The sequence below is a fragment of the Neobacillus solisequens genome (genome assembly GCF_051233465.1).
Taxonomy (GTDB): domain Bacteria; phylum Bacillota; class Bacilli; order Bacillales; family Cytobacillaceae; genus Neobacillus.
This window is the reverse complement of sequence record NZ_JBKFGJ010000013.1, coordinates 1-24,541: the sequence shown is the minus strand read 5'-3', so window position 1 is coordinate 24,541 and position 24,541 is coordinate 1. Positions and strand designations below refer to the sequence as shown.

The window sequence follows — 24,541 nt, the reverse complement described above, 5'->3', positions numbered from 1 at the left end:
ATTATGACTTTTTTGGTTGCAGAGCGCTGAATTATAAGATTCAGCGTCTTTGCCTTTAAAATAGCGGAATTTATTACTAATAAATGTAAAACAGAATGAAAAAACGGATGGAAAATGGAGGTTAAAAACATTGCCAGATCATAAATATCGAATCCTCGTCATCAACCCGGGCTCAACTTCCACTAAAATTGGAGTCTTCGATAATGAATATTCTTTATTAGAAAAAACCATCCGCCATGAGGCTGACACTCTTAACACTTTTACCAATATCATTGACCAATATGAATTTAGAAAAAATACGATTTTAGAAACACTGGATATGGAAGGAATTAATATCTCAAAATTGGATGCAGTTTGTGGCCGCGGTGGATTGCTTCGTCCTATAGAAGGGGGGACCTATGCCGTAAATGGAATCATGCTGGAGGATTTACGGTTAGGTTATTCCGGTCAGCATGCCTCTAATCTGGGTGGGATTATTGCCCATGAGATTGCAAAAGGACTGAACATTCCTGCCTTTATTGTCGACCCAGTTGTTGTAGATGAGCTGGAGCCAATTGCGAGAATTTCTGGATTTTCTTTAATTGAAAGAAAAAGTATTTTCCACGCGTTAAACCAAAAGGCTGTCGCTAGAAGAGTGGCAAAAGAGCTAGGGCAAAAATATGAAAGCCTTAACTTAATCGTTACTCATATGGGCGGTGGGATCACTGTCGGAGTTCACAAGCAAGGGCGTGTCATCGATGTTAATAATGGACTTCATGGGGACGGTCCGTTTAGCCCGGAACGTGCAGGGACTGTTCCAGCAGGTGATTTAGTCACCTTGTGCTTTTCAGGTGAGTACTATCGAGAAGAAATCATGAAGATGCTTGTTGGGAAAGGCGGTTTAGTTGGTTATTTAGGTACTAATGATGCCGTCAAGGTGGAACAACATATCGCCTCTGGTGACAAAAAAGCAAAACTAGTATATGAAGCGATGGCTTACCAGGTTGCTAAAGAAATCGGGGCAGCCAGTACCGTGCTTTCGGGGAAAGTTGATGCTATTATTTTAACTGGTGGGCTTGCCTATGGTAAGGAGTTTGTTCAGATGATTGGTGACCGAATCAATTGGATTGCAGATGTCATGATCCATCCCGGTGAAAATGAACTTCAAGCACTTGCGGAGGGAGCTCTTCGTGTTCTTCGTGGTGAAGAGTCTGTGAAAGATTATCCCGGACAATTCAATACTGTAAAAATGTAAACCATATAGGGAGGGAATTTTGTGGCACAAGAATATGATTTAGTTGTACTTGGTGGGGGAACCGGCGGTTATGTGGCAGCCATTCGGGCTTCACAGCTCGGATTAAAAACTGCAATTGTTGAAAAAGGGAAGCTTGGAGGTACCTGTTTGCACAAAGGGTGTATTCCAAGTAAGGCGTTATTAAGAAGTGCTGAAGTATATGCTACCACGAAGCGCAGTGAGGAATACGGGGTTCTTGCCCATGATATCACAGTAAATTTTAACAAAGTACAGGAACGAAAAATCAAAATTATCGACCAGCTTCATAAAGGTGTACAATTTTTAATGAAGCAAGGAAAAATAGATGTATTTGAAGGAATCGGCCGCATTTTGGGTCCTTCCATCTTTTCCCCGATGCCGGGAACCATTTCAGTGGAAATGAATAATGGCGCAGAAAACGAAATGTTAATCCCTAAAAACGTCATTATTGCCACTGGTTCAAGACCGAGAACTCTTCCAGGACTTGATATTGACGGACAATATGTCATGTCTTCTGATGAAGCGCTTGAAATGGAACAACTTCCGGAATCCATTGTCATTGTTGGAGGCGGAGTTATTGGCATTGAATGGGCGTCAATGCTTTCTGATTTCGGTGTAGAGGTTACCGTAATTGAATATGCAGATCGAATTATTCCAACTGAGGATAAAGAAATCTCCAAAGAAATGCAGCGATTAATGAAGAAAAAAGGTATTAAAATTGTAACCAGTGCAAAAGTTCTGTCAGAAACTCTCGTAAAAGATAATGGGGTAACTATTTCGGCGGAAGTTAAGGGCTCTGTGAAAGAATTTAAAGCAGAAAAGATTTTAGTTTCTGTGGGTCGCCAGGCAAATGTAGAAGGAATTGGACTAGATAATACCGAAATACAAGTGGATAGAGGTTTTATCACCACTAATGAATTTTTCCAAACAAAGGAATCACATATTTATGCGATCGGGGATGTAATTGGCGGTCTGCAATTAGCTCATGTGGCTTCCCACGAAGGAATTATTGCTGTAGAGCATATAGCAGGAAAAGATCCTTCACCACTACAATATGATTTAGTTTCTAGATGTATTTACAGTCATCCAGAAGTATCTAGTGTTGGGATTACAGAGGATCAGGCAAAAGAAAAAGGCTTTAAAGTAAAGGTCGGAAAGTTTTCCTTTAAGGGAATTGGTAAGGCTCTTGTTTTCGGTGAATCTGATGGTTTTGTAAAAATTGTCGCTGACGAAGACACCAATGATATATTAGGGGTCCATATGATTGGCCCGCATGTCACGGATATGATTTCTGAAGCAGGTTTAGCCATGGTGCTGGATGCTACTCCATGGGAAATCGGTCATACCATTCATCCACATCCAACCCTGTCAGAGGCTATCGGGGAGGCCGCATTGGCAGTCGATGGAAAGGCAATTCATTCATAAAATCTAAGTAAAATAGAAATTTTACGAACAATTGGGAGGTACTTGATATATGGTAGAAAAGCGTCATGAAGCTTTAGGGTTAGACGACGGCAAAGTGTTGGAAATGTATGAAACGATGCTTTTGGCACGGCGAATTGATGAAAGGATGTGGCTGTTGAATCGGGCTGGGAAAATTCCTTTCGTCATTTCATGTCAAGGTCAGGAAGCCGCACAGGTTGGTGCTGCCTTTGCACTAGACCGTGAAAAGGATTATGTCCTTCCCTATTATCGTGATATGGGCGTCGTATTAACCTTTGGAATGACCCCAAGAGATTTAATGCTATCAGGATTTGCTAAAGCAGAAGATCCCAATTCAGGTGGACGTCAAATGCCTGGCCACTTCGGACAAAAGAAAAATCGCATCGTAACTGGCTCCTCTCCTGTAACAACCCAAGTACCGCATGCGGTAGGAGTTGCTCTTGCCGGAAAAATGGAGAAAAAGGATTTTGTCTCGTTTGTAACTTTTGGAGAAGGCTCATCCAACCAAGGTGACTTCCATGAAGGTGCAAATTTTGCAGGTGTTCATAAGCTCCCCGTTATTTTCATGTGTGAAAATAATAAATACGCGATTTCCGTTCCAATTGAAAAGCAATTGGCTTGTGAAAAAGTTTCTGACCGTGCCATTGGCTATGGTATGCCTGGATATACGGTAAATGGAAATGACCCATTAGAAGTTTATAAGGTTGTAAAGGAAGCAGCGGAAAGAGGTCGCCGTGGTGAAGGCCCAACCTTAATTGAAACCGTTTCTTATCGTTTAACTCCGCATTCTTCTGATGATGATGACCGTTCTTACCGGGCTCCTGATGAAGTGGCAAAAGCCAAAACACAAGATCCAATTATTACTTTTGGTGCCTATTTAAAAGAAACAGGTGTGCTAAGTGATGAATTGGAAAAGGAAATCAATGACCGTGTGATGAAGCAGGTTAATGAAGCTACAGATTATGCTGAAAGTGCTCCATATGCTGCGCCTGAAGATGCGCTGAAATATGTGTACGCGGATAAGTAAGGGGGAACGAACATGGCAGTAATTTCTTATATAGATGCTGTAACAATGGCGATTCGTGAGGAAATGGAACGGGACCCAAAGGTTTTTGTTCTTGGTGAAGATGTTGGTAAAAAAGGTGGCGTATTTAAGGCCACTCAAGGATTATATGAACAATTTGGTGAAGAGCGAGTGATTGATACACCTTTGGCTGAATCAGCCATTGCAGGTGTGGGAATTGGAGCGGCTATGTATGGAATGCGTCCAATTGCTGAGATGCAATTTGCTGATTTTATTATGCCTGCTGTCAATCAAATTATTTCAGAAGCAGCAAAAACCCGTTACAGGTCCAATAATGATTGGAGCTGTCCAATGGTGATCCGGGCGCCATATGGCGGCGGGGTGCATGGTGCTCTCTATCATTCCCAATCCGTAGAGGCAGTTTTTGCGAATCAGCCGGGATTAAAAATTGTAATGCCTTCCACTCCTTATGATGTAAAAGGTCTTTTAAAAGCGGCAATCCGTGACAATGATCCTGTTCTATTCTTTGAGCATAAACGGGCTTATCGCTTAATTAAAGGTGAAGTACCGACAGATGATTATACATTGCCAATTGGTAAAGCCGATGTGAAACGTGAAGGGGAAGACATCACTGTGATTACCTATGGCCTTTGCGTGCACTTTGCCTTGCAGGCTGCTGAGAAGTTAGCGAAGGATGGAATCTCAGCCCATATTCTTGATTTAAGAACAGTTTACCCACTCGATCAAGAAGCTATTATTGAAGCTGCTTCCAAAACAGGCAAAGTATTACTTGTTACGGAAGATAACAAAGAAGGCAGTATCATGAGTGAAGTTGCCGCGATTATTGCGGAACATTGTCTATTTGATTTGGATGCACCAATTAAGCGACTAGCGGGCTATGATGTGCCAGCAATGCCTTACGCTCCTACAATGGAAAAATTCTTTATGGTCAATCCGGATAAAGTGGAAAAGGCAATGCGAGAATTAGCAGAGTTCTAATTCCAACCGAATAAGTGAAAGGCATTTGTATAGGAGGTAAAACCATTGGCAATCGAACAAATTAAAATGCCTCAGTTAGGCGAAAGTGTAACCGAAGGCACTATCAGTAAATGGTTAGTTTCAGTAGGAGATCAAGTTAATAAATATGACCCGCTTGCAGAGGTCATGACCGATAAGGTAAACGCAGAGGTTCCATCCTCTTTTGCAGGGACAATCAAAGAGCTTATTGCAGCTGAGGGTGATACTTTAGCAGTAGGTGAAATTATTTGTACTATTGAAGTGGAGGGTGGAACTGAGGTTGCAGCTGAAGCATCAACCCCTACTTCTGAACAACCAGTTGAAGCAACAGCAACAAAGAGTCCTGTTTCACCTCCGGCATCTGATACGAAAGTGCGCTATTCACCAGCTGTATTAAAGCTTTCCCAAGAGCATGGGATTGATTTAACCCAGGTGACAGGCACCGGCGCAGAGGGAAGGATTACCAGAAAAGATTTATTGAAAATAATTGAATCTGGTCAGATACCAAAGCCGGTCGAAGCAACTGGAGCAGCCAGCCAAACAGCCGTTGTCCAGCCAACCGCGCAGCCGGTAGCACAGGCAGTATCTTCACAAGCTCAAGCAGCTGTTCCGGCTATTCCTGTGGCCCCTGGAGATATTGAAATTCCAGTTACAGGTGTCCGCAAAGCGATTGCCGCCAACATGCTGCGCAGCAAACATGAGGCTCCGCACGCTTGGACAATGGTCGAGGTAGATGCTACTAACTTGGTGGAATATCGCAACTCGATTAAAGATGAATTTAAGAAAAAAGAGGGCTTTAATTTAACCTTCTTTGCTTTCTTCGTGAAAGCCGTTTCCCAAGCACTGAAGGAATTCCCACAAATCAACTCCATGTGGGGCGGCGATAAGATCATCCAGAAGAAGGATATTAATATTTCCATCGCTGTGGCAACAGATGATGCGCTGTTTGTTCCGGTAATCAAAAATGCCGATGAAAAAACGATCAAAGGAATTGCCCGCGAAATTTCTGAGTTAGCTGTGAAGGTGAGAACCGGAAAGCTGAAAGCGGAGGATATGCAGGGAGGAACCTTTACCGTCAACAATACAGGTTCATTCGGATCTGTCCAATCAATGGGTATCATTAATTATCCGCAAGCAGCGATTCTTCAGGTGGAATCCATTGTAAAGCGTCCTGTTGTCATGAACAACGGAATGATCGCTGTTCGCGACATGGTGAACCTATGTATGTCTCTTGATCACCGTATTTTGGATGGCTTAGTGTGTGGCCGTTTCTTGCAGCGTGTTAAAGAAATTATCGAAAACACATCCAAATCCAACACGTCCATCTATTAATAAAATTAGCCACTGTCTTTTACCAGACAGTGGTATTTTTATTGTCTAGCTCCAGTGCCCTAGCTGCTAGTGTCCTTCGCTCTCCGCCCTACGATAAGTCAACATCGAATCGCCACCGGCTCTTCGTGTTTCCTATATCTCAGTTGGAGAGACTCCACAAGGAAAGCTTCAGTAGCATGGGCATCGCACGAAGGAAAAGCGCTAGCTTTTTCGAGGAGGCCATACGCAGCAGACCAGGACACTTGAGCTTTTCTTATTGCCACATTTCGGTAACTATTCTACAATATAATTAATTGAATATTACTTATATTCTAAACTGACACATAAGGGGGATGGTGGGTTTGGAACAAATTCGGAATCAGTCTTTTCCTTTAAAAACCAAGGCGGATTGGGAGGCAAAAGCCGAACAATCATTAAAAGGGAAAACGGTCCAAACATTACATAATTCGACATACGAAAACATTATTTTGAAACCGCTTTATTTGGAAGATGATGAAATATCTATTTGTGATTATCCTGGGGGTTCTGATGGTCGAAGGGGAAATGACCTGTTGGGATATGTGACAAAGGAATGGAAAGTGGCCCAGCAAATTCCTTTCAAAGACTTAGATGAATTAAAGAGTAAACTCTCAACTTCTGTTGAAAAAGGACAAACCGCTATTTCATTTGAACTTACAAACAAGGTGATTGATCACTTTTCTAGTGTGACCGATTCAACTTATCCTTTTGCCATTAATGCAAAATGGCTGCAACCGGAACTAGTTAAAAAGCTAGATAGTAAAGGTCTAACAGGCTATATTGCCAATGACCCGCTTGCGCTATTTGCTGAAGAAGGAGCTATTTCAGAGGATTACCTTCAAACATGGACAAATGCAGTACTACAGGTCGCTGGCAAGCAACCACAGCTAAGAACCGTTTTAATAGACACAGTTCCTTATCATAACGGGGGAGCAAATGCAGTACAAGAGCTAGGAATTGCTGCAGCAACAGCTGTCTTTTATGTTCAGCATTTGACCAATCATGGGTTGGACCTTGAAACAAGCCTTTCCAAATTCATGTTTCAATTCTCTATTGGCAGTAACTTTTTCATGGAAGTGGCAAAACTGCGGGCAGCACGTGTGTTGTGGAATCGGATTACCGAGCTCTACGGTACAGCTGAGGAAGCGCGGAACATGCAAATTACCGCAAAAACCTCCAGTTTTAACAAAACATTATTTGATCCGCATGTTAACATTCTCCGTTCTGCTAACGAAGCATTTGCGGCCATTTTAGGTGGGGTGCAATATTTGCAGATCGGGCCATTTGATGAATTGACAGGCTCCAATCTATTCTCTGAACGGATTGCCCGTAACATCCAACTTATTTTAAAAGATGAAGCCCATTTGCAAAAGGTCATAGATCCGGCAGGAGGGTCTTGGTATATCGAGTCACTTACAAATCAGCTGGCAGAAGCAGCATGGGTATTTTTCCAGCAGATTGATGCAAGAAACGGCATTCTTGAAGCATTGAGATCCGGATGGGTACAGAAGGAGATTACCGCAGTTTTTGAAAAAAGAAATAAAGATATTCAAATGAGAAAACAAAGTATTATTGGAACCAATGTGTATGCAAAATTGGATGAGCCTATACCTGTACCAAAAATGTCACCTCAGCCTAAAACTGTTGATTCATCCTTAAAAATCGAAAAGATTCCGCAGCGCCGTTTGGCTGAACCATATGAGGAATTACGTTTTAAAGCGAAACAGTTGCCAGAAGAGCCAGCAGTTGGTTTGCTTTGCTTAGGAGAATTAAAGCAGCATAAAGCACGAAAGGATTTTATCCAGGGATTCCTGGCACCGGGCGGGATTGATACAGTTGAAAGTCAGCCAATCTTTACATTAGAAGATGCCAGACTATTTCTCTCTGGTTCAACCGTGAAATATCTTTGCTTCTGTGGCACGAATGATCAATATGAAGTGATGGGGCATGAACTTTTGTTCTCTCTAAAAGCAGAGTTCCCTGAGCGAATCTTCCTATTGGCCGGCTTGCCGGAGCGGGAACGCCAACAACAATGGCTTGAGGAAGGAATCCAACAGTTTATTCATCTAAATAGTAATTGCTATGAAACAGCATCAGCTATTCTGACCCAATTGGAGGTGAAGGCAGTTGAAGATTCAAAAGCCTGATTTTCAACAAAAAGCCCTGTTTGAACACCAGCAATTTTTGACGAAGGAAGAATGGGAGAAACAAGTTGACAAGGAACTTGGAAACTCCATTGAAGACCTATTTTTTGAAACGAATGAACAAATTAAATTAAAACCGCTTTATACAAAGAAAGATCGTGAAGGGTTGGAACATATTCATAACCTTCCGGGGTTACCGCCTTATACCCGCGGACCTTACCCAACGATGTATGTCAATCGGCCTTGGACAGTACGTCAATATGCTGGATTTTCCACTGCAGAAGAAAGTAATGCCTTTTACCGCAGGAACTTAGCAATGGGGCAAAAAGGGTTGTCTGTTGCCTTTGACCTAGCCACACATAGAGGTTATGATTCCGACCATCCTCGTGTGGTAGGGGATGTGGGCAAGGCCGGTGTAGCAATCGATTCAGTTCTCGATATGAAAACCCTATTTGACGGGATTCCTTTGGATCAAATGTCTGTTTCGATGACAATGAATGGTGCCGTACTCCCGATCTTGGCATTTTTTATCGTCACGGCCGAGGAGCAGGGGGTAAGCCAAGAAAAGCTTTCAGGTACAATCCAAAACGATATTTTAAAAGAATACATGGTTCGCAATACGTATATCTATCCACCGGACATGTCGATGAAGATCATTGCCGATATTTTCGAATATACATCAAAATACATGCCAAAGTTTAATAGCATCAGTATCTCCGGCTATCATATGCAGGAAGCAGGGGCACCTGCTGATATTGAATTGGCCTACACACTTGCCGATGGGCTGGAGTATGTTAGAACAGGACTGAAAGCGGGCATCGAGATAGATTCTTTTGCACCACGGTTATCGTTTTTCTGGGCGATTGGCATGAATTATTTTATGGAAGTCGCGAAGATGCGGGCAGCGAGATTCATTTGGGCGAAAATGATGAAGACCTTTAACCCGAAAAATGAAAAATCAATGGCTCTTCGCACCCATTCACAGACCTCGGGCTGGAGTCTGACCGAGCAGGATCCGTTCAATAACATAACAAGAACATTGATTGAAGCCCATGCGGCCGCGATGGGGCATACACAATCTCTGCATACAAATGCCTTGGATGAAGCAATTGCTCTCCCAACTGATTTTTCAGCACGAATTGCCCGGAATACTCAGCTATTCCTGCAAGAGGAAACCGGAATCACCAAAGTCATTGATCCGTGGGCCGGTTCCTATTATGTTGAAAAACTGACAGATGAATTAATGAAACGCGCCTGGGAACATATTGAAGAGATTGAAAGTCTGGGAGGAATGGCGAAAGCAATCGAGACGGGTCTTCCAAAAATGCGGATTGAAGAAGCAGCAGCCCGTAGACAGGCGCAAATAGACTCAGGAAAAGAAACGATTATCGGTGTTAATCGTTATCGTCTTGAAAAAGAGGAACCACTTGATATTTTGGATATTGATAACACCGCGGTCCGGTTAAAGCAAATTGACAAATTAACCGAATTAAAAGCCAGCCGTGATGAACAGAAAGTAGAAGAAGCTTTAATAGCTTTAACAAAAGCTGCAGCTAGCGGGGAACAAAATTTATTGGAGCTTGCTGTTCAAGCTGCACGAGTTAGAGCCACATTAGGGGAAATCTCCGATGCTATTGAAAAAGTAGCAGGTAGACATAAAGCGATGATTCGCTCCATTAGCGGAGTGTACAGTACGGCATTTCAAAATGAAGAGGAAATTACCGAAGTCCAACAGATGACCGACGAATTCCTCGAAAATGAAGGAAGACGACCGCGGATCTTAATTGCCAAGATGGGTCAGGATGGCCATGACCGAGGTGCGAAAGTCATTGCCACAGCCTTTGCCGATCTCGGCTTTGATGTCGATATCGGACCATTGTTCCAAACCCCGGCGGAAACAGCGCAACAAGCCGTGGAAAACGATGTTCATGTGATAGGGATGAGTTCACTGGCGGCTGGACATAAGACACTTCTGCCACAGCTAGCTGAAGAATTGAAAAAGTTAGGTCGGCCGGACATCCTAATTGTTGCCGGCGGTGTCATTCCCGCTCAGGATTATCAATTTTTATATGACAATGGTGCCGCAGCTATTTTTGGACCGGGAACCATTATTCCAGTGGCTGCCCAAAAAGTCATTAAAGAGATTTATAGACAGCTGGGCTACGAGGAAGTGGCAAACTAATGTCTGTTGATCAAAAACCAGAGTGGAGCAATCCGAATGATCCTGATTCCTGCTCCAGCATCATTCGTAAGGGACAGGAGATGGAAGGGCAGACTGCAAGCATTCAAAAGAATATGCAATTTCAAAAACGTGGCAGGGCGGAACCATCAGTCGAGGAGCTATACGAGGGCGTGTTATCTGGGAACAGGACTCTTCTCGCCCGAGCGATTACGCTGGTGGAAAGTAACGCAGGACACCATTTTCAAAAAGCACAAATGTTGCTGCAAAAGCTCTTGGCTCACTCCGGGAAATCCATTCGCATTGGGATTACCGGGGTTCCGGGTGCCGGGAAAAGTACCTTTATCGAAGCATTTGGCCAGTATTTATGCGATTTGGGGTACAAGGTAGCAGTACTTGCAATTGATCCAAGCTCAAAGTTAACCGGAGGCAGCATCTTGGGGGATAAAACTAGAATGGAGCAACTGGCCAAAAATCCAAGAGCTTTTATTCGACCATCCCCCACCGCCGGCAAGCTTGGCGGTGTTCATCGAAAAACAAGGGAAGCGATGCTGGTCTGTGAAGCCGCCGGTTTTGATGTCATATTAGTCGAAACCGTCGGGGTCGGCCAAAGTGAAGTGATTATCCGCGACATGGTCGACTTCTTCATGCTACTTGTTTTAACCGGTGCTGGTGATGAATTGCAGGGCATGAAAAAAGGAATCATGGAGTTGGCCGATGCGATCATTGTTCACAAGGCAGACGGGGCTAATAAGTTGAAAGCCGAACAAACTAGAAAAGAATACAATCGCATTCTCCATTTTCTTCAGCCAGCCACAAAGGGTTGGAAAACAAAGGCTCATACATGTTCCTCAATAACAAAGGAAGGAATTAACGAGCTTTGGACCATGATTCAAAGCTTTGAACAAACCGTAAAAAACTCTGGTGTGTTCGAACAAAGACGGAAAATCCAAACTAGAGAGTGGATGCATTCGATGATCCTCGATCAGCTGCAATACCATTTTTATCATCATCCACAGGTAAAAAACCTCCTTCCGAAATATGAGAATGAGGTGATTGCTGGGGAAAGAACAGTGGCTGTTGCGGTGGAAAGTTTGTTTAATGTGTTTTTAATAAATAAACCATAGAACTGCCTTTTTTTGGAGGCAGTTTCTTTATTTTTTATGAGTAGGATTATAGAATTAAAAAATAAATATTAGGGGTAAAAGGACCCAGTCTATTAACGATCATTCAATGAACAATATATTTATATCCGGAAAACGACATTGTGTAATATAAACAAATTTCTTAACGAACCTACAAAATTCGACAAAATTCAAGGTTTTATAATTATATAATATAGTTAATTTGAACTATATAAAATAATATAACAAAAGGTTTCTTTGGAAATTGAAAAAGTGTTAATATGTGTTTCCACAACATGGATGAGAGATTTTTCTAAGATTAAGCTTGTCCTCCTTTTTTAAACAGCCTTATTAAAAGATATTTGAGGTGATGTGTTTGCTTGTTTGTTAAAAGTTTCACATATCGTTTGATGAAAAGGGTAGTTTCCCTAATGGTCATTTTAGTTTGTTAAAAATCGGAAATAATTATAGTTATTAATTTAAGGGGAGTTAAAACATGAAGATTTTAGGATTCTTAAAAAAGAAGTGGAAGTATGTATTAACCGCAATCATCGCTCTTATCATTGGTGCTTCCGGTGGCCCTTCCCAAGATCAACTTGATAAGGCAAATGCAAAAGTGGACTCTTTAAAGAAACAACTATCAACCAAGACAGCTACTGTAGCAAGTTTAGAAAATAAAAACAAAGATTTACAAGCTAAAGTAGATGAGGCAGCACCGTGGTTTAAAATGAAGGATGAGGAGCGTAAACAAAAAGAAGCAGAGGCCAAAGCTGAAGAGGAGAAACGTTTAGCTGAAGAGAAAGCAAAAGCTGAAGCCGAGGCTAAGGCAAAAGCTGAAGCAGAGGCCAAAGCTAAGGCTGAGGCAGAAGCAAAGGCAAAGCAAGGTTACAATACAGGAATTACTTATGACCAATTAGCTAGGACACCTGATAAATTTGTCAGTCAAAAAATAAAATTCCGTGGGAAAGTGATTCAAGTAATTGAGGGTGATGCTGAAACCCAAATTAGATTGGCTGTTAATGATAATTATGATACTGTATTATTGGGAGCATTTGATTCTTCTGTTGTTACATCCAGAGTCTTAGAGGATGATATGATTACCATTTATGGAACATCTACTGGGTTAATTACTTATGATTCCACAATGGGTGGAAAAATATCGATTCCTGGTGTTTCTATTGATAAAATAGACCAATAATAAATATTTAATAATATCCCAGTTAATTGATATTAGTAAAAAGCACCCCTGTAGCGTATTAGTTAGAAACTAATAACGATCTTCAGAAGGGTGTTTTTATTTGAGGATAATTTAAAAAGGGCTCTAGCATACAACATTTATGAATAAATGGATCATATTTAGTAGTAATTTTTTTAGATATTACCTAATTATGAATGTTATACGCATACACAAATAAAAACTATTACAGAAATAAAATCTAAATTATAATATGGTGTTTTTCTTTTTGAGTAATAATAATTTGAAATAAACACATTTTTACTGTTATGATGTAGTTATATAGACATATAAAGGAGTGAATGCAATGAGCATGGATTTTAATATTTTCATGAATGATGTTGTGCGCCAGGCACGCCAAGAGATTTCTTCTGCCGGCTATCAGGAGCTTAAAACACCAGTGGAAGTGGACGCGGCTCTTAATCAAAAAGGGACAACATTAGTAATGATTAATTCTGTATGCGGTTGTGCTGGCGGCGTAGCTCGTCCTGCAGCAGCCCATGCTGTTCATTATGATAAAAGACCAGACCATTTTGTCACTGTTTTTGCTGGACAAGATAAGGAAGCAACGGAGAAGGCGAGAAGTTACTTTACTGGTTATCCGCCATCCTCACCATCTTTCGCATTATTAAAAGATGGCAAAATATGTTCTATGGTTGAACGTCATCAAATCGAAGGCTACGATCCTGCAACAGTCGTGGGAAAACTGCAACAAGAGTTTGATAAATATTGCGACGAAGTATAATCTTAAATGGGTCAGTCTCCCAAAATGGAGACTGGCCTTATTTTTTTGGAAAAAGTTACTCTAAAAAATCACAAATGAATTTTTAATAATATACTTGCATAATTATTAACATGTGTTAAAATGCATTTATGTGAATAAATATTAATTTATTCATCCGTTTATCCAGTAATTTCACATATTTTATGCAAGAAATTGAAACTTGAATGTATAGGGGGAAAAACATATGAAAAAGGCAATTGTTTTATTGTTAACAATCGTAATGGCAATCGGACTGGCTGCATGCGGCACCAATGGGAAAGAAAGCAAGAAGAGCAGCGAGAAAAAGAAATTGGTAATGGCTACATCAGCCGATTATGCACCATTTGAATTTGTTGAAACAGAGAAGAGCGACGAAATTAAGGGATTTGACGTTGATTTAGCTAAGGCAATCACCAGCAAACTTGGGTATAAGCTTGAAATTAAGGATATGGATTTCAACGGTTTGATTCAGGGTCTTAAATCTGGACAAGCAGACTTTGTTATGGCAGGTATGACACCAACAGAGAAAAGAAAGAAAAACGTTGATTTCAGTGATATTTACTATACAGCACAGCACATGATCGTTTCGGAAAAGGATAGCGGTATTACGAAGCTTGAAGATTTAAAAGGGAAAACAGTTGGCGTTCAGCTTGGTTCTATTCAAGAAGGAAAAGCGAATGACATCAATAAGCAAATTCCTATTAAAATCGAAAATCGCAATCGTATTCCTGACCTTATTCAAGAAATCAAATCCGGCCGTTTTGATGCAGCCATCATTGAAGACACCGTAGCAAAAGGCTATTTCGCTAAAGAAAAGGATTTAGTAGGATTTACCATTAGTGATGATCCGAAAGAAGCTGGTTCAGCGATCGCTTTCCCGAAAAACAGCGATTTAACTGAGAAGTTCAATAAAGAATTAAAGAAAATGAAGGAAAATGGAGAATTACAAAAACTAGTAGTGAAGTGGTTTGGTGGAGAAAGTTAATTCTTCATTACTTAAAGAGACGTTTGGAAGCTGTTGATTCCAGCGTCTCTCATTTTTTAACTAAAGGGTGGTAAGCAGATGAATCTCGACTTTTCACAGTTCATGCCCTCCATGCCATATATTTTAAAAGGAATATTAGTAACATTAAAGATTGTTATTTTGGCAGGAGTTATGGGGTTTATTTTTGGAATCATATTATCTTTATTTAAAATTAGCCGTTTCAAATTTCTCGGTTGGTTTGCCGATCTTTATACATCTGTATTCCGCGGAACCCCGTTGGTTCTGCAATTGATGTTGATTTATTTTGGTTCACCGCAGATTTTCGGCTATCAAATTGAGCCATATACCGCTGCAGTGTTATCTTTTGCGCTAAATTCGGGTGCCTACATTTCTGAAATCATCAGGGCCGGGATTCTTGCGGTGGATAAAGGACAGCAGGAAGCCGCAATGGCTCTTGGAGTCCCTTATGGAAAAATGATGTGGGATATTATCTTGCCTCAAGCACTTAAAAACATCCTTCCAGCTCTAATGAACGAATTTATTACCTTAACAAAGGAATCTGCAATTGTTACGACCATTGGTGTCATGGATATTATGCGCCGTTCTTATCAGGTGGGGGCTGAATATTATTCCTATTTCGAACCATTATTGATCGCCGGACTTATTTACTATGTCATGGTTGTTACCTTAACCTTCTTAGGAAAAGCGGTTGAAAGGAGAATGAGACGCAGTGATTAAGATTGATAATTTGCATAAATCATATGGCAACCTAGATGTATTAAAAGGGATATCCACTACCATCCAAACGGGTGAAGTGGTGGCGATTATTGGTCCTTCGGGCTCCGGCAAATCGACCTTTCTTCGCTGTATGAACTTGCTTGAAATGCCAACAAGCGGAAACGTATGGATTGGCGATCAAGAGGTTACCAATAAGAAAACCAATATTATGAACGTCCGCCAAAATGTTGGTATGGTGTTTCAGCACTTTCACTTATTTCCTCATAAAACGGTATTGAAGAACTTGACTTACGCACCGATGAAGGTAAAGGGTTTAGCGAAGGCAGAAGCTGAAAAAATTGCGATGGAGCTGTTGGAAAAAGTAGGTCTTTCCGAAAAAGCCAATGAATATCCAACACGATTATCAGGCGGGCAGAAACAGCGCGTGGCCATTGCCAGAGCATTAGCGATGCAGCCTGAAGTGATGCTCTTCGATGAACCAACATCCGCGCTCGACCCGGAAATGGTAAAGGAAGTATTAGAAGTAATGAAATCTCTTGCCCATACCGGTATGACAATGGCAATAGTGACCCACGAAATGGGCTTCGCCAGAGAAGTAGCAGACCGTGTATTGTTCCTGGATGGTGGCGTATTAGTGGAAGACAGCGCACCGCAAGAGTTCTTCACCAACCCTAAAAGCCAAAGAGCCAAGGGATTTTTGGAAAAAATGTTGTAGAGATGGTCGAATTGATCATCTTTTTTTGTTTTTTAAAAGCAGCAAAAGCAAATAAGGCCTGATAAACCCTCATTCCCAACAACTACAAACAATTATTTATAAAAAAGGAGAGCCACCGGGACTCTCCATAAAAAACATATTTTATTGATTCGTTACTTCATCAATAATCGCCAATGTCATTTCAGCAAGCTTGTATAATTCCTCAATAGGCATTCGCTCATTGGTTGTATGGATCTCCTCGTAACCTACAGCCAAGTTAACGGTTGGGATACCGAAACCAGCGATTACGTTGGCGTCACTGCCACCGCCGCTATGCTGCAATTCACAGCTTCGGCCAATTTTGGCTGCTGCTTTGCGGGCGATTTCCACCACTTGATCGCCTTCGCCGAATTTAAATCCAGGGTACATAACTTCCACTTCTACTTCTGCCTTACCACCCATATTAGATGCCATTGTTTCGAAAGCTTCCTTCATTTTGCTAACTTGTGCCTGCATTTTTTCAGGAATCAGCGAGCGAGCCTCTGCTAAAATATCAACACGGTCACAAACGATATTCGTAGCTTGACCGCCAGCAAATCTGCCTATATTAGCAGTAGTTTCATGGTCAATTCTGCCTAATGGCATTTTCGAAATCGCTTTTGCCGCAATTGTAATCGCAGAAACTCCTTTTTCAGGTGCGACACCGGCATGTGCCGTTTTTCCATAAATCACGGCTTTCACCTTTGCTTGCGTAGGAGCTGCCACTACAACATTTCCGACTAATCCGTCACTATCAAGCGCATAGCCGTATTTAGCCCTCATTAAGGAAGGGTCAAGGGCTTTTGCACCGACTAGGCCGGATTCTTCGCCAACCGTAATTACAAATTGAATCATTCCGTGCTGAATGTTTTGCTCTTTTAACACTCGAATGGTTTCAAGCATGACAGAGATTCCCGTTTTATCATCGGCACCCAAAATCGTGGTTCCATCAGTCACAACATAACCATCTTTAATGGAAGGTTTTACACCTTTTGCAGGTACAACTGTATCCATATGACATGTAAAATAAATTGGATCTATGCCTTCTTTGGTAGCGGGAAGGGTACAAACCAAATTCCCTGCACCATGACCAGTTACTGAAGTCGTATCATCTTCATAAACCTCGAGTCCTAATTCAGAGAATTTTTGCTTTAGTACTTTGGCAATTTCCGTTTCAAATTTGGTCTCAGAATCAATTTGAACAAGCTCTAAAAATTCGTTTAACAGACGTTCTTGATTTACCATCCTGTCGAACCTCCAATAATATGTACTCACTATTTTAGTATACCTTTTCAGATTCAGGTCATCAAATTTCAAGGCTGTGATATTCACAGCCTCCGAATCGTTATAGTGGTATATTACCATGCTTTTTATATGGTCTGGATTCTTTTTTAGTCTGCAGCATGTCTAAAGCCTGAATGAGCTTGATCCTTGTTTCCCGTGGGTCAATAACATCATCGACCATTCCTCTGCTGGCAGCCACATACGGATTCGCAAATTTCTCACGGTATTCATCAATCTTTTGCTGTCTGACTGCCTCTGGGTTTTCACTGTTTTGAATTTCTTTGGCAAAAATAATATTGGCAGCTCCCTGTGGTCCCATTACAGCAATCTCAGCATTTGGCCAGGCGAATACCAGGTCGGCGCCAATGGCTTTACTGTTAAGGGCCACATAAGCGCCTCCATATGCTTTCCTTAGTATGACCGTCAGCTTTGGTACTGTTGCTTCTGAATAAGCGTAGAGAATTTTTGCGCCGTGGCGGATAATTCCTCCGTGTTCTTGTTTAACCCCAGGGAAGAAGCCGGTAACATCTTCAAATGTGATGATTGGAATATTAAAAGAATCACAAGTTCGAATAAAGCGGGCTGCTTTATCAGAAGAATCGATATCCAATCCTCCTGCCATGGCCTTTGGTTGGTTGCAGACAAGGCCTACTGTTTCCCCTTTGATTCTGGAAAATCCGACTACAATATTTTTAGCAAAGTCCTGATGAATTTCCATAAAAGAATGTTCATCCACAACCTGTTCAATAACTTTTCGAACGTCATAAGGGCGAACCGCATCAAACGGGACAACATCTGTCAGGTCCGGACGATAATCAAAATCATCTTCATAGTCCCATTTCGGCGGTTTCTCTTCATTATTTTGCGGCAGATAACTTAAGAGTCTGCGAACATTTTTTAACACCTCTTCCTCACTGGAAGCACGAAAATGGGCATTGCCGCTAATCGTGTTATGGACGTTTGCTCCTCCAAGGTCCTCTGCGGAAATCTTCTCACCGGTTACCGTTTCAATGACTTTAGGGCCGGTGATAAACATTTGGCTTGTATTTTCGACCATAAAGACAAAATCGGTGATGGCCGGCGAATAAACGGCTCCACCTGCACAAGGCCCCATGATCACGGATATTTGCGGAATCACCCCAGAATAAATCGCATTTCGATAAAAGATATGGCCATAGCCATCCAGAGAGACGACTCCTTCCTGAATGCGGGCGCCGCCAGAGTCATTAAGGCCGACAAATGGTGTACCATTTTTCGCTGCTAAATCCATGACATTTGCGATTTTTTTCGCATGCATTTCGCCAAGGGCTCCCCCAAAAACGGTAAAGTCTTGAGAAAATAAATAAATTGGTCGGCCGTTCACTTTACCAAACCCGGTTACAACACCATCTCCGGGACCCTTTAGCTCATCAAGACCAAAGTCATTAGTACGGTGTTCAATAAACGGACTTAGTTCAATAAATGACCCTTTATCTACCAGTAACTCGATCCGTTCTCTTGCCGTCAGCTTTCCCTTTGCGTGTTGCTTATCAATCCGTTCATCTCCGCCGCCAAGCTCCACTTCTCTGCGTTTATCGTATAAATCGTTAATTTTTTCATAAATGTCAAGCATTTGACTCATCCCCTTTTTGGCATTAATCGTATTCTCCCTTGTTAGTACTATCTGGCTTTCTTTTCACAAAGTTCGTAAAGTACACCCGAAGCGGATTTCGGGTGCATAAAGGCAATTTCAGCTCCGCCGGCACCGGTTCTAGCATGGTCATCAATCATGGTAATGCCATTTTCTTTCATTTCCTTAATCCGTTCCTCAATTGATTCGACACCAAGGGCAACATGGTGAATTCCTTCACCACGTTTTTCAATGAATTTGGCAATTGTACTTTCTTCAGAAGTCGGCTCGAGCAGTTCAAGCTTTGTTTCCCCTGCTTTGATAAAGGCCACTCTCACTTTCTGATTGTCAACGCTTTCAATTCCTATAAGCGGCAACTTAAGCACCTCTGTATAAAAAGGAAGTGCTGCCTCAATTGATTTCACCGCAATCCCGATATGGTCCACCTTTTTAATCATAAATACCCCTCTATTTCAAAATTAGAATAAATCCGACAATTAATTTATTCGGTATAAAGTTCATAAATCCTTCCTAAATTGCTTAGTTGTTCAAGTTGTTTAAAAAGGCTTTTCCATGTACAATAAACATTAAGATTAGTAACTCGAAAGGGAGGAATAGACTTTGTCTAGTAAAAAAGGAAGAAAAATCGTTGTTTATTTAATGTTAGGTGCCATGCTGGCTTCAACCCTCCTGATTGGAATCGGTCAATTTATCCGCTAAATATATTAAAAGGGAATGTTCACTGATACTGAACATTCCCTTTGCTTATTTTATAGCTCCTTGTTCCCGGGCCAAAGCTTCAAATGACTTTTTTGAGGTAGTAATCAATATTTTGGTTCCTAACGGGATTAACGGAAATAATGAGCTGATTACTTCATTCTGGGTGCGGATACAACCTTGCGAGACGTATTTTCCAATAGACGCCGGCTGGTTAGTCCCGTGGATTCCGTAGGTTCTGCCATCGGTACCCTCTGCATCAAACCCGATCCAACGTGAGCCCAAGGGATTCTTCGGATCTCCGCCAAGAATATTTCCCCTCCGATAGTAAGGGTCTTTGGCTTTGACTGTAATCGTATATAGCCCTTCTGGAGTCAATTCTTTTGTTTTACCGGTTCCTACGCTAACGACGGTTTGGACCCTGTTCTCGTTAACAAAGGCGAGTTCATTGTTGTTTTTGTTGACAATCACGAAGGGGTCACCGGGCAAAGGGTTTGGTCCTAAAGGCCAAATAGGTGAAAATAAAATAGCAATCAGGATAGGTGATAAAAGTTTTATCATAAAATCCACCTGCCGTTTTTATCCTAGTTTGCTTCATCCTTATATTTCTAATTCCTATTTTTTTAGATTTGGCTTCATTTGTTATACTGAAACTATAAATGTTCAATTAGGATGATTGTCATGAAAGAAATGTATCCAAAAAAAGGACGAGTCATTTTACATGTTGATATGAATAGCTTCTATGCATCAGTAGAGATGGCCTATGACCCATCGCTAAAGGGGAAACCGCTGGCGATTGCCGGAAATGTAGAAGAACGAAGGGGAATTATTGTTACTTGCAGCTACGAGGCGAGAAAATTTGGTGTAAAAACCACAATGCCTTTGTGGGAAGCGAAAAAGCTCTGTCCACAGTTAATAGTAAAATCACCGAATTTTGATCGGTACCGGGCCGCTTCGATGGGGATGTTTGAGATTCTCAGGACATATACTGAGTTGGTTGAACCGGTCTCGATTGATGAAGGGTATATGGACATATCAGAAAGCTATGAGTTCGGCAGTCCGATTGAAATTGCCAAAAGTATTCAAAAACGAATTTTGGAGCAATTGGATTTACCGTGCAGCATTGGAATTGCTCCGAATAAATTTCTTGCAAAAACAGCTTCTGATATGAAGAAACCGCTGGGGATCACTATTTTGCGAAAACGGGATATTCCCACAATTCTGTGGCCTCTGAATACTAATGAAATGCATGGGGTAGGGAAAAAGACCGCAGAAAAGCTTAAGACGATTGGCATTGAAACGATTGGTGATTTAGCAAAGGCAAATGAAATCCAGCTTAAATCGCTGCTTGGGATTAATGGGATCCGCTTGAAAGAGAGGGCTAACGGCATCGATCAACGCATGGTCGACCCCGAATCCATTGAGGAATTTAAAAGTATTGGCAATTCGACTACCCTTCCTAGGGATGTCAGCAACCAGCAAGAACTTTTTCATGTACTGGAATCATTGGCAGAAACCGTTTCTATCAGATTTAAACGAAAAAATGTCCTTGCTAGTACCATTTGCATTACCATTCGCTATAAGGACAGAAAAACGATTACCCGAAGCAAAAAATTACTTAATCCCATCGGTCAAAAAGAGGAAATTGCCGCATTTGCTAAGCAGTTGTTTTTAAAGCATTGGAGCGGTGATCCTGTTCGATTGCTAGGGATTACTGGGAATGATTTGATTGAACATGATCATGCTGTTAAACAATTAGATTTGTTTTCTTATGAACAGGATGCCAAAAAGGAACCATTGTTAAAAACATTATCCAGTCTACGTGATAAGTATGGAAAAAATATTATTGAAGCAGCAGGGGCCCATCAAGTGGATCCCAATCACAAAATTGGAACAGCAACTAGTTTTAATAAGGATTTTCTTCGCTCACGTGCGAAAAAGAACGAGGAAGAAGTATAAAAAGCTCCAGATTCTAGAGGGAATCCGGAGCTTTTATTTGCTAATCAGGCATAAGGGAAGTTACGCCTCTTTTTTCTCATAAGGTTTGCCAATCGAAAAGGTTTCTTTATTTGCAAACTTCAACATCGAGATCCGTAACCGGCCACCAGAAGAAGCCGTCTTTTTCCAGGAGTTCATCAGCTTCTTTTGGACCCATTGATCCGGATGGATAATTTGGGAAATTCGTATCAGTGTTTTGCCATACTGCCGAAATCTTATCAACAAATGCCCATGAATAGGCAACCTCATCCCAATGGGTAAAGTTAGTGGCGTCACCGCGCATACAGTCAAACAGCAGCTTTTCGTAGCCCTCAGGAGTGTTCATAGCGTCACTGCCAGTGTTGGCAAAGCTTAATTTTACTTCTTGAGCATCCAAATGACCGCCAGCTTTTTTAGCGTTCAGATGCAGGGTAATGCCTTCGTCAGGCTGAATATGAATCACAAGCAGGTTTGGATTCAACATTTTATCAGTCTGATAATATAAATTCATTGGAATATCTTTAAACTGTACAACAATTTTTGTAGTTTTTTCAGCCATTCTTTTTCCGGTACGGATATAGAAAGGCACACCAGCCCAGCGGAAATTATCAATCTTCACTTTGGCGGCTACAAAGGTCTCTGTATTGGAGTCCGGAGCCACCATTGGCTCATCACGATACTTTGGAACCAGTTCATTATTAATCGTTCCCTCAGCATATTGCCCGCGTACAAAGTACTCGTTTACCTTGTCTCCTTCAATCATACGGAGCGCTCTAAATACTCTGACTTTTTCGGAACGAATTTCATCTGTAGTCAACTTAATGGGCGGCTCCATCGCAAGCAAAGCTACCATCTGCAGCATGTGATTTTGAACCATGTCCCTAAGGGCACCGCTATTTTCGTAATAACGTCCACGTTCTTCCACTCCTAAAACTTCGCTGGAAGTAATTTGGATATTGGATATGTAACGGTTATTCCACAACGGTTCAAAAATGGCATTGGCAAAACGAATAACCTCGATATTGCGGACCATTTCTTTTCCTAAGTAATGGTCAATCCGATATATTTCTTCTTCAGAAAAAGCGGTTCTGATTTGGTTATTTAACTCCTTAGCAGAGGCTAGGTTATGCCCAAACGGTTTTTCGATAATCAAACGTTTATACCCTTTGACATCTGTTAAACCGTCTGATTTTAAATGTAAAGCAATGGGGCCGAAAAATTCTGGGGCCATTGCCAAATAAAAAATACGATTGCCTTCAAGTTGATATTGTTCATCAATTTGATTAGCAAAATCTTTTAAGGCAACGTAAGAATCGGAATCTGATGCATCATGAGATTGATAGTAGAAATGAGAGACAAATTCATCCAGATTCTCTTTTTTACCTAGAGCGGATTCAACCGAATCTTTAATCGATTGCTGAAATTCATCATTCGTAATCGATCGGCGCGCCACACCAACTACAGCAAATTTTTCCAGGCGCCCGCGTTCATACAAACGGTAAATGGAAGGAAACAGCTTTCGCTTTGCTAAATCCCCGGTTGCTCCAAAAATCATCAGTAATGTTGTCATATTTTGTGCCACGTCTGATACCTCTTTTCTAGCGAAATAGCCTATGTAATTATATAGTTTAGATTTCACTTATCGCAAGTAATACATGTATTGATATTTTTCTGTTTTTATAATGGTGTGCTATAGTATCAATAATAGCAGTTAGAACGGGGGTTTTTTTTTGGATGTATTTTTCTTAGGGACGGGGGCAGGGATGCCCGCAAAGCTCCGAAATGTCACGTCTATCGCACTTAAATTACTGGAGGAACGGGGATCTGTTTGGTTGTTCGATGCTGGAGAAGCAACACAACATCAAATTTTACATACTACCCTGAAACCGCGGAGAATTGAAAAAATCTTTGTCACCCATTTACATGGTGATCATATATACGGATTACCCGGATTGTTATCAAGCCGCTCGTTTCAAGGTGGGGAGTCAGAGGTTACTGTTTATGGGCCTAAAGGAATAGCCGATTATTTACATACGAGTCTAACAATCAGCCAGACATATTTAAAATATCCATTAACAGTCATAGAAATAGAAGAAGGCATTATTTTTGAAGATGACCAATTCACCGTGGAAACACGCCTGCTGGATCATGGCATCCCATCATACGGATATCGTATTGTTGAAAAAGACCTGCCGGGCACACTTCTCGCGGAAAAGCTGAAAGAAGCTGGAGTTCAGCCAGGACCCATTTTTCGAAAAATCAAAAACGGTGAAACGGTGACGTTGGAAGATGGACGGGTGCTTGACCCAAGTGAATTTGTAGGCCCTGCCCAGAAGGGTCGGGTGGTCACGATATTGGGAGACACAAGATTCCATGAAAATTCCATTTTGCTGGCTAAAGATGCCGATCTTCTGATTCATGAAGCGACCTTTTCAAAGGGAGAAGACTCATTAGCCTTCAACTATTTCCATTCCACAACAGAGCAGGCAGCCAAAGTGGCAAAGGAAGCCGGCTGCAAACAGCTTTGCCTAACCCATATAAGCTCCCGCTACGATCGAAATGCTTCTAAAGAGCTTGTTGAGGAAGCTAGGAGCGTTTTTCCTAATACGGATATTGCGGAGGATTTTAAGGAAATACATATACCGTTGAAATAACGGTATTTTTTTATGGGGTTGGCACCTGAATAGCATGTGTTTTTGAAAAAGGGTCGCCAAGAGGGGAGATAGGTGCTTGATATTTGGGGGGATTTTAGATTACAAGTAGTCGATGAGAGTTCTATAACGACCTGGGCATCAAAAAAACTGGGCCACGGTCGTTATGAATGCGTCATAAAGCCCGCAGTATCAGAAAAACAATAGCCACGGTCGTTAAGAAGGTGTCATAAAGCCCGCAGCATCAGGAAAACAATAGCCACGGTCGTTAAGAAGGTGTCATAAAGCCCGCAGCATCAGGAAAACAATAGCCACGA

Annotated in this window: 21 protein-coding genes; 16 read left to right on the top strand and 5 right to left on the bottom strand. The window is 41.5% G+C overall.

Going from position 1 to position 24,541, the window contains the following annotated elements:
- Window positions 1-130 precede the first annotated feature (130 nt).
- The 13 genes from buk to ACI3K6_RS13770 all read left to right on the top strand — a co-directional run bounded on the left by buk (window position 131) and on the right by ACI3K6_RS13770 (window position 15,968).
- The gene (gene buk / locus ACI3K6_RS13830) at window positions 131-1,234 is read left to right on the top strand and encodes a butyrate kinase (RefSeq protein WP_435555290.1); all 1,104 of its coding nucleotides are present in this window, start codon (window positions 131-133) and stop codon (window positions 1,232-1,234) included.
- A gap of 21 nt (window positions 1,235-1,255) precedes the next feature.
- Window positions 1,256-2,677: a dihydrolipoyl dehydrogenase gene (lpdA, locus tag ACI3K6_RS13825; RefSeq protein ID WP_435555289.1), complete on the top strand. Its 1,422-nt coding sequence runs from the start codon at window positions 1,256-1,258 to the stop codon at window positions 2,675-2,677.
- Between the two features lie 49 nt (window positions 2,678-2,726).
- Window positions 2,727-3,722 (top strand): thiamine pyrophosphate-dependent dehydrogenase E1 component subunit alpha, encoded by a 996-nt coding sequence (locus tag ACI3K6_RS13820; RefSeq protein ID WP_435555288.1) that lies wholly within the window; start codon window positions 2,727-2,729, stop codon window positions 3,720-3,722.
- Between the two features lie 12 nt (window positions 3,723-3,734).
- Window positions 3,735-4,718 (top strand): alpha-ketoacid dehydrogenase subunit beta, encoded by a 984-nt coding sequence (locus ACI3K6_RS13815; RefSeq protein ID WP_335474251.1) that lies wholly within the window; start codon window positions 3,735-3,737, stop codon window positions 4,716-4,718.
- 45 nt (window positions 4,719-4,763) lie between these two features.
- On the top strand, window positions 4,764-6,068 hold the full coding sequence (locus ACI3K6_RS13810) for a dihydrolipoamide acetyltransferase family protein (RefSeq protein ID WP_435555287.1): 1,305 nt from the start codon (window positions 4,764-4,766) through the stop codon (window positions 6,066-6,068).
- 332 nt (window positions 6,069-6,400) lie between these two features.
- Entirely contained in the window at window positions 6,401-8,233 is a 1,833-nt protein-coding gene (locus tag ACI3K6_RS13805) for a methylmalonyl-CoA mutase subunit beta (protein WP_435555286.1), read from the top strand.
- Window positions 8,214-10,412, top strand: coding sequence for a methylmalonyl-CoA mutase (gene scpA, locus ACI3K6_RS13800; RefSeq protein WP_435555285.1), 2,199 nt, complete (start codon window positions 8,214-8,216; stop codon window positions 10,410-10,412). The genes ACI3K6_RS13805 and scpA overlap by 20 nt, the downstream gene beginning before the upstream one ends.
- The gene (gene meaB, locus ACI3K6_RS13795; RefSeq protein ID WP_435555284.1) at window positions 10,412-11,536 is read left to right on the top strand and encodes a methylmalonyl Co-A mutase-associated GTPase MeaB; all 1,125 of its coding nucleotides are present in this window, start codon (window positions 10,412-10,414) and stop codon (window positions 11,534-11,536) included. Before scpA ends, meaB begins: the two co-directional genes overlap by 1 nt.
- 493 nt (window positions 11,537-12,029) lie before the next feature.
- Window positions 12,030-12,731, top strand: a complete 702-nt coding sequence (locus ACI3K6_RS13790) for a toxin regulator (protein ID WP_435555283.1) — start codon at window positions 12,030-12,032, stop codon at window positions 12,729-12,731.
- Window positions 12,732-13,074: 343 nt separating this feature from the next.
- A complete protein-coding gene (locus tag ACI3K6_RS13785) occupies window positions 13,075-13,512 on the top strand; it encodes a BrxA/BrxB family bacilliredoxin (protein WP_435555282.1) in 438 nt (145 codons plus the stop codon).
- A 223-nt stretch (window positions 13,513-13,735) separates the two neighbouring features.
- Entirely contained in the window at window positions 13,736-14,515 is a 780-nt protein-coding gene (locus ACI3K6_RS13780; protein ID WP_435555281.1) for a transporter substrate-binding domain-containing protein, read from the top strand.
- 78 nt (window positions 14,516-14,593) lie between these two features.
- Entirely contained in the window at window positions 14,594-15,253 is a 660-nt protein-coding gene (locus tag ACI3K6_RS13775; RefSeq protein WP_435555280.1) for an amino acid ABC transporter permease, read from the top strand.
- On the top strand, window positions 15,246-15,968 hold the full coding sequence (locus ACI3K6_RS13770; protein ID WP_435555279.1) for an amino acid ABC transporter ATP-binding protein: 723 nt from the start codon (window positions 15,246-15,248) through the stop codon (window positions 15,966-15,968). Before ACI3K6_RS13775 ends, ACI3K6_RS13770 begins: the two co-directional genes overlap by 8 nt.
- Window positions 15,969-16,109: 141 nt before the next feature.
- Here the strand turns inward: ACI3K6_RS13770 and ACI3K6_RS13765 are convergent, their stop codons facing one another.
- From ACI3K6_RS13765 to mce, 3 genes are all read right to left on the bottom strand, one after another.
- On the bottom strand, window positions 16,110-17,231 hold the full coding sequence (locus ACI3K6_RS13765; RefSeq protein ID WP_435555278.1) for a tripeptidase T: 1,122 nt from the start codon (window positions 17,229-17,231) through the stop codon (window positions 16,110-16,112).
- A gap of 100 nt (window positions 17,232-17,331) precedes the next feature.
- Window positions 17,332-18,882: an acyl-CoA carboxylase subunit beta gene (locus ACI3K6_RS13760; protein ID WP_435555277.1), complete on the bottom strand. Its 1,551-nt coding sequence runs from the start codon at window positions 18,880-18,882 to the stop codon at window positions 17,332-17,334.
- Between the two features lie 47 nt (window positions 18,883-18,929).
- Window positions 18,930-19,337 (bottom strand): methylmalonyl-CoA epimerase, encoded by a 408-nt coding sequence (gene mce / locus ACI3K6_RS13755; RefSeq protein WP_435555276.1) that lies wholly within the window; start codon window positions 19,335-19,337, stop codon window positions 18,930-18,932.
- Between the two features lie 163 nt (window positions 19,338-19,500).
- On the opposite strand from mce, the gene prli42 reads away from it, so the two are divergent.
- Complete coding sequence (prli42, locus tag ACI3K6_RS13750) at window positions 19,501-19,599, top strand: stressosome-associated protein Prli42 (RefSeq protein ID WP_335474273.1); 99 nt, start codon at window positions 19,501-19,503, stop codon at window positions 19,597-19,599.
- A gap of 45 nt (window positions 19,600-19,644) precedes the next feature.
- On the opposite strand, the gene ACI3K6_RS13745 is transcribed toward prli42, so the two are convergent.
- Window positions 19,645-20,157 (bottom strand): L,D-transpeptidase, encoded by a 513-nt coding sequence (locus ACI3K6_RS13745; protein ID WP_435555275.1) that lies wholly within the window; start codon window positions 20,155-20,157, stop codon window positions 19,645-19,647.
- A 120-nt stretch (window positions 20,158-20,277) separates the two neighbouring features.
- Between ACI3K6_RS13745 and ACI3K6_RS13740 the strand changes: the two genes are divergently transcribed.
- A complete protein-coding gene (locus tag ACI3K6_RS13740; RefSeq protein WP_435555274.1) occupies window positions 20,278-21,555 on the top strand; it encodes a DNA polymerase IV in 1,278 nt (425 codons plus the stop codon).
- 106 nt (window positions 21,556-21,661) lie between these two features.
- Here the strand turns inward: ACI3K6_RS13740 and zwf are convergent, their stop codons facing one another.
- Window positions 21,662-23,128 carry a glucose-6-phosphate dehydrogenase gene (gene zwf / locus ACI3K6_RS13735; RefSeq protein WP_435555379.1) on the bottom strand — a complete coding sequence of 489 codons (1,467 nt, stop codon included), beginning with the start codon at window positions 23,126-23,128 and terminating at the stop codon, window positions 21,662-21,664.
- A gap of 175 nt (window positions 23,129-23,303) precedes the next feature.
- Here zwf and rnz point away from each other — a divergent pair, with 175 nt between their 5' ends.
- Window positions 23,304-24,227, top strand: a complete 924-nt coding sequence (gene rnz, locus ACI3K6_RS13730; RefSeq protein WP_435555273.1) for a ribonuclease Z — start codon at window positions 23,304-23,306, stop codon at window positions 24,225-24,227.
- Window positions 24,228-24,541: the final 314 nt, after the last annotated feature.